6 protein-coding genes are annotated in these 6,563 nt (G+C 48.5%); 4 read left to right on the forward strand and 2 right to left on the reverse strand.

All coding sequences use genetic code 11. From position 1 onward, the window contains the following. The 4 genes from ydiB to OGX91_RS06600 all read left to right on the forward strand — a co-directional run bounded on the left by ydiB (position 1) and on the right by OGX91_RS06600 (position 4,577). Positions 1 to 867, forward strand: a complete 867-nt coding sequence (gene ydiB, locus OGX91_RS06585; RefSeq protein ID WP_005120260.1) for a quinate/shikimate dehydrogenase — start codon at positions 1 to 3, stop codon at positions 865 to 867. Positions 868 to 901: 34 nt separating this feature from the next. Next, positions 902 to 1,660: a type I 3-dehydroquinate dehydratase gene (aroD, locus tag OGX91_RS06590; protein ID WP_005120262.1), complete on the forward strand. Its 759-nt coding sequence runs from the start codon at positions 902 to 904 to the stop codon at positions 1,658 to 1,660. Positions 1,661 to 1,816: 156 nt separating this feature from the next. Next, positions 1,817 to 3,412: an acyl CoA:acetate/3-ketoacid CoA transferase gene (locus OGX91_RS06595; protein WP_005120264.1), complete on the forward strand. Its 1,596-nt coding sequence runs from the start codon at positions 1,817 to 1,819 to the stop codon at positions 3,410 to 3,412. A 13-nt stretch (positions 3,413 to 3,425) separates the two neighbouring features. Further along, entirely contained in the window at positions 3,426 to 4,577 is a 1,152-nt protein-coding gene (locus tag OGX91_RS06600) for an acyl-CoA dehydrogenase (protein WP_040233722.1), read from the forward strand. A 54-nt stretch (positions 4,578 to 4,631) separates the two neighbouring features. On the opposite strand, the gene OGX91_RS06605 is transcribed toward OGX91_RS06600, so the two are convergent. Both OGX91_RS06605 and OGX91_RS06610 read right to left on the reverse strand, forming a co-directional pair. Continuing rightward, a complete protein-coding gene (locus tag OGX91_RS06605; protein ID WP_005120270.1) occupies positions 4,632 to 5,522 on the reverse strand; it encodes an AraC family transcriptional regulator in 891 nt (296 codons plus the stop codon). A 288-nt stretch (positions 5,523 to 5,810) separates the two neighbouring features. Continuing rightward, positions 5,811 to 6,508 (reverse strand): IS1-like element IS1A family transposase gene (locus OGX91_RS06610; protein ID WP_103215986.1). Its coding sequence is split into 2 segments (ribosomal slippage): positions 5,811 to 6,259 and positions 6,259 to 6,508, totalling 699 coding nucleotides; the frame shifts between segments, so codons are not numbered across the junction. Positions 6,509 to 6,563 lie beyond the last annotated feature (55 nt).

Consider the following 6,563-nt stretch of genomic DNA (forward strand, 5'->3'; position numbering starts at 1 on the left):
ATGGATGTAACTGCAAAATATGAACTGATTGGTCTGATGGCCTACCCTATCAGACACAGTCTGTCCCCTGAAATGCAAAATAAAGCATTAGAAAAAGCGGGTCTGCCTTTTACCTACATGGCATTTGAAGTCGATAACTCAACATTTGCTAATGCAATTGCCGGTTTAAAAGCGTTAAAAATGCGCGGCACCGGGGTTTCCATGCCCAATAAACAGCTGGCCTGTGAATACGTTGATGAATTAACACCTGCCGCCAAACTGGTTGGCGCAATCAACACCATCGTTAATGATGATGGCTACCTGCGTGGTTACAACACCGACGGCACCGGTCATATTCGCGCGATTAAAGAAAGCGGCTTCGATATTAAAGGTAAAACCATGGTACTGTTGGGCGCGGGCGGCGCGTCTACAGCCATTGGCGCTCAGGCAGCCATTGAAGGCATCAAAGAAATTAAGATCTTTAACCGTAAAGATGAGTTCTTTGCAAAGGCGCAGGCATTCGCTAAACGTGTTAATGAAAACACCGACTGCGTTGTCACCGTGATCGACCTTGCCGATCGCCAGGCTTTTGCCGAGGCACTCGCCAGCGCGGATATTTTGACCAACGGCACGAAAGTCGGCATGAAACCGCTGGATAACGAATCTATTGTGACTGACGTTTCCCTGCTTCGCCCGGAACTGCTGGTGACCGAATGTGTGTATAACCCGCATATGACCAGGTTGTTGCAACAAGCACAACATGCCGGTTGCAAAACGATTGATGGTTACGGCATGTTGTTGTGGCAAGGGGCTGAGCAGTTCAAGCTCTGGACCGGGAAAGATTTCCCGCTGGAGTATGTCAAACAGGTTATGGGTTTTGCAGCCTGATGGGCAGTATTTGTGAATAGTTAAAGGGTAATCAATGAAAACCGTAACCGTAAGAAACCTCGTGATTGGCGAGGGTGCGCCGAAGATCATTGTCTCACTGATGGGTAAAGACATCTCAACGGTAAAAAGCGAAGCACTGGCCTATCGCGAAGCGGATTTCGACATCCTGGAATGGCGTGTTGACCATTTCGCAGATGTCGCTTCCATTGACGCAGTACTGGAAGCCGCACGTGCGATCCGTGATGTGATGGCGGATAAACCGTTGCTGTTCACCTTCCGTAGTGCACAGGAAGGGGGTGAACAGGCGCTGTCCGTCGAAAACTATATTGCATTAAACCGCGCAGCAGTGGACAGCGGTCTGGTGGATATGATCGACCTGGAGCTTTTCACCGGTGATGACCTGGTTAAAGCAACCGTCGAGCATGCGCACGCGAAAAATGTCTTTGTTATTATGTCGAACCATGATTTTCACAAGACACCTGCGGCCGATGATATTGTCCAGCGACTGCGTAAAATGCAGGAACTTGGTGCAGATATTCCCAAAATCGCGTTGATGCCGCAAAGCAAAACGGATGTGCTGACATTGCTTAGCGCAACGCTGGAGATGCAGGAACGCTACGCCGACCGCCCAATTATTACCATGTCAATGGCGAAAACCGGTGTGATCTCACGACTGTCCGGCGAAGTTTTCGGCTCAGCGGCGACGTTTGGTGCGGTGAAAAAAGCCTCGGCCCCAGGACAAATCTCCGTAACCGATCTACGCACCGTTCTGACAATATTACACCAGGCTTAATAGCCGAATATTTTTAAATTGCAATAAATAATGCCCTGCCCCAGATATTCGTTTTACCACGAATATCTGGCAGACGATTAAATATTTTCAAATAGCACAAAACACTATTACCGAATATAGCGATAGGCATTCGCACGAATATAACCTGGAGTTTATATGAAACTTTCAAGACCAACACGTCTAAATGGTCGGGTACCGGTATTATCTGCAGCTGACGCAATTGATTATATTCCGGATGAAGCCACCCTCTGCGTATTAGGCGCTGGCGGTGGGATACTTGAAGCCACAACATTAATTAATGCATTAGCCGAGAAATATAAAAATTGCCAATCCCCACGTAATTTGTCGCTAATTAGCCCGACAGGACTGGGCGACCGCGCAGACCGGGGTATTAGTCCATTGGCACAGGAAGGTTTAGTTAAATGGGCGTTGTGCGGCCACTGGGGACAATCCCCACGTATATCCGACCTTGCGGAACAAAATAAAATTGCCGCCTACAACTATCCACAAGGCGTATTAACTCAAACCCTGCGAGCCTCTGCGGCCCATCAGCCAGGTATTTTGAGTGATATCGGTATTGGCACGTTTGTCGATCCCCGCCAACAAGGTGGCAAACTCAATGAAGTGACCACCGAGGATCTAATCAAACTGGTAGAAATTGATAACAGAGAGTATCTCTACTACAAAGCCATTGCGCCGAATATCGCCTTTATTCGCGCCACCACCTGTGATAGCGAAGGCTACGCCACCTTTGAAGATGAAGTGATGTATCTCGATGCGCTGGTCATCGCGCAGGCCGTGCATAACAACGGCGGCATCGTCATGATGCAGGTACAAAAAATGGTGAAGAAAGCCACACTGCACCCTAAAGCCGTGCGGATCCCTGGCTATCTGGTGGATATCGTCGTTATCGATCCTGAACAGACTCAGCTGTATGCCGGAGCGCCGGTTAACCGCTTTATTTCAGGCGATTTCATCCTTGATGACAGCCTGCAAACTGCCCTACCGCTTAACCAACGTAAACTGGTAGCCAGACGTGCGCTGTTCGAAATGCGCAAAGGTGCAGTGGGTAACGTTGGCGTTGGAATTGCCGATGGTATTGGTCTCGTCGCGCGTGAAGAAGGCTGCGCCGATGATTTCATACTGACGGTTGAAACCGGGCCAATCGGCGGTATTACCTCGCAGGGCATCGCTTTTGGAGCCAACGTCAACACCCGCGCTATTCTGGACATGACCTCCCAGTTTGACTTCTACCACGGTGGCGGCCTGGATGTGTGCTATTTAAGTTTCGCCGAAGTCGATCAGCACGGCAACGTCGGTGTGCATAAATTCAATGGCAAGATCATGGGCACTGGCGGTTTTATTGATATAAGCGCCACCTCGAAGAAAATTATTTTCTGCGGCACCCTGACAGCCGGAAGTCTGAAAACAGATGTTGCCAACGGCAAATTGAATATCGTGCAGGAAGGTCGGGTGAAGAAATTCGTTAGCGAATTACCTGAAATTACCTTCAGTGGAAAAATTGCCCTCGAACGTGGACTGGATGTGCGTTACATCACCGAGCGCGCCGTATTTACGTTAAAAGAAGATGGTCTCCATTTAGTGGAAATTGCCCCAGGTGTTTCTGTACAAGAAGACATTTTGGACAAAATGGAATTCACCCCCGTTATTTCTCCAGACCTGAAACTGATGGACGAAAGATTATTTATCGATGCCACGATGGGTTTTGTTTTGCCCGACGCCACCAATTAAAAGGAGTACCCTGATGGACTTTTCATTAACTGAAGAACAAGAACTGCTGCTTGCCAGCATTCGGGAACTGATCACCAGTAATTTCCCGGAAGAATATTTCCGCACCTGCGATCAAACCTCCACCTACCCTAAAGAATTTATGCGCGCGCTTGCGGATAACGGCATTTCGATGCTGGGCGTTCCGGAAGAGTTCGGTGGCATTCCGGCAGATTACGTCACGCAAATGCTGGCGCTGATGGAGGTCTCAAAATGTGGTGCGCCTGCCTTTCTGATCACTAACGGTCAGTGTATCCACAGTATGCGCCGTTTTGGCTCCGCGGAGCAACTACGTAAAACCGCTGAAAGCACCATGGAAACGGGCGATCCGGCCTATGCGCTGGCGTTAACCGAACCGGGAGCTGGCTCAGATAACAACAGCGCCACCACCAGCTACACCCGCAAAAACGGCAAGGTGTACCTTAACGGGCAAAAAACCTTTATTACCGGTGCCAAAGAGTACCCTTATATGCTGGTCCTGGCTCGCGATCCCGAGCCGAAAGATCCGAAGAAAGCCTTTACCCTGTGGTGGGTGGATTCGAAGAAACCCGGCATCAAAGTTAATCCGCTGCACAAAATCGGCTGGCACATGTTAAGTACCTGCGAAGTCTATCTTGATGACGTTGAAGTTGACGAAAGTGATATGGTCGGCGAAGAGGGTATGGGCTTCCTCAACGTGATGTACAATTTCGAAATGGAGCGATTGATCAACGCAGCACGCAGCACCGGCTTTGCCGAATGCGCTTTCGAGGATGCCGCACGTTACGCCAACCAGCGTATCGCCTTTGGCAAACCGATTGGTCATAACCAGATGATCCAGGAAAAACTGGCGCTGATGGCGGTTAAAATCGAAAACATGCGCAATATGGTATTGAAAGTCGCCTGGCAGGCCGATCAGGAACAATCACTGCGTACCAGTGCGGCGCTGGCAAAACTGTACTGTGCGCGCACAGCGATGGAAGTTATCGACGACGCAATTCAGATAATGGGTGGTCTGGGTTATACCGATGAAGCCCGTGTATCCCGGTTCTGGCGTGATGTGCGCTGCGAACGCATTGGCGGTGGCACCGATGAAATCATGATCTACGTCGCCGGACGTCAGATCCTGAAAGATTATCAAAACAAGTAAGCCGTTCTGTCATCCGGATAGCGGATAAACGCTATCCGGACTTACGCCAGAAAATCAGACTTCCGGCTGCAGGCAGTCCTGCTCAGTCAGATTATTTTTAAACTGCTTACGATAATCGCTGGGAGTACAGCCTACGTGTCGCTGAAAGAGTTTGGCAAAGTGATCAACATTTTCATACCCTACCCGCCACGAGATTTCCGCTAACGACGCTTCCGTATTCGTCAGCGAAAATTTTGCCTCCGTCATCCGCCGTTGAATAACATAATTAATCGGCGAAATACGATATTCTTTAGTGAATTCGTGACAGATATAACTCACACTGGCTCGAAATTTTTTAGACAACTGATCAAGTGTGATTTTTTCGCGAAAGTTGTTATTCAAATACACCAGAACATCTTTAATTAACACGTCTTTTTTAATATACCCCTGCTCCGAACGATAAGCATTTTTAAAGTTTTCGTAATACAAGACGGTTAATGCGTAGGCAAAGGCATCATAGGCAGAGGATGACAGATTATTTTTACACTGCGGTATCATAATACTCAGTTCATTAAAAATACTCTTAATAACCTCCTTTCCCTGGCTGACGCTGATGACCGGACACGAATGTAACTGCAACAACTGATTGTCCTGCCAGCCATTGAAACGAAAACCATCCAGTGCACAGGTGTAGGTCGTGGCAGGCGCGCTGCTATCCGAGGCGACGGTATGTAACCGCCCTTGTTCTATCACCACAATATCCCCGGCGTGAGCGACGTACAGTGAAGAATCAATGATTAATCGCGCGACACCTTTTTTGACATAGATAAGCTCTGTTTCATTGTCATGAACATGGTGACCAGACTCCCAGTTAGGATCATCACTGATGACGAATCGCGAAAATCTGGGGGTCTTCCCCTGCTCAAAAAGGGTTTCCATGGCATTATCAAAACATCGTTGATACATGACAGCCTCCACCTTTAGATGGTAAATATGCGGAAAATTAATAGTGTTAAATGATAACGATTAACCACGTTATACAACGATATTCTGTCCAAGCGAAACAAAATTATTTGCGCCATCTGCAAGATGACACTTCTTGCTCAAGAACGCTGTTAGCATGCGTTATTTACGTTTTATCCTAATTGAAAAGAATAAATGTTATTAATTCAACATTAACAATTTACATATCAGAAACAAATGCGGGCAAATATCGCTTAAAAATAGGATGCGTTTCTCGGTAATGACTCCAACTTATTGATAGTGTTTTATGTTCAGATAATGCCCGATGACTTTGTCATGCAGCTCCACCGATTTTGAGAACGACAGCGACTTCCGTCCCAGCCGTGCCAGGTGCTGCCTCAGATTCAGGTTATGCCGCTCAATTCGCTGCGTATATCGCTTGCTGATTACGTGCAGCTTTCCCTTCAGGCGGGATTCATACAGCGGCCAGCCATCCGTCATCCATATCACCACGTCAAAGGGTGACAGCAGGCTCATAAGACGCCCCAGCGTCGCCATAGTGCGTTCACCGAATACGTGCGCAACAACCGTCTTCCGGAGCCTGTCATACGCGTAAAACAGCCAGCGCTGGCGCGATTTAGCCCCGACATAGCCCCACTGTTCGTCCATTTCCGCGCAGACGATGACGTCACTGCCCGGCTGTATGCGCGAGGTTACCGACTGCGGCCTGAGTTTTTTAAGTGACGTAAAATCGTGTTGAGGCCAACGCCCATAATGCGGGCGGTTGCCCGGCATCCAACACCATTCATGGCCATATCAATGATTTTCTGGTGCGTACCGGGTTGAGAAGCGGTGTAAGTGAACTGCAGTTGCCATGTTTTACGGCAGTGAGAGCAGAGATAGCGCTGATGTCCGGCAGTGCTTTTGCCGTTACGCACCACCCCGTCAGTAGCTGAACAGGAGGGACAGCTGATAGAAACAGAAGCCACTGGAGCACCTCAAAAACACCATCATACACTAAATCAGTAAGTTGGCAGCATCACC

Source organism: Citrobacter sp. Cpa228 (assembly GCF_030333085.1).
Classification (GTDB): domain Bacteria; phylum Pseudomonadota; class Gammaproteobacteria; order Enterobacterales; family Enterobacteriaceae; genus Citrobacter; species Citrobacter pasteurii.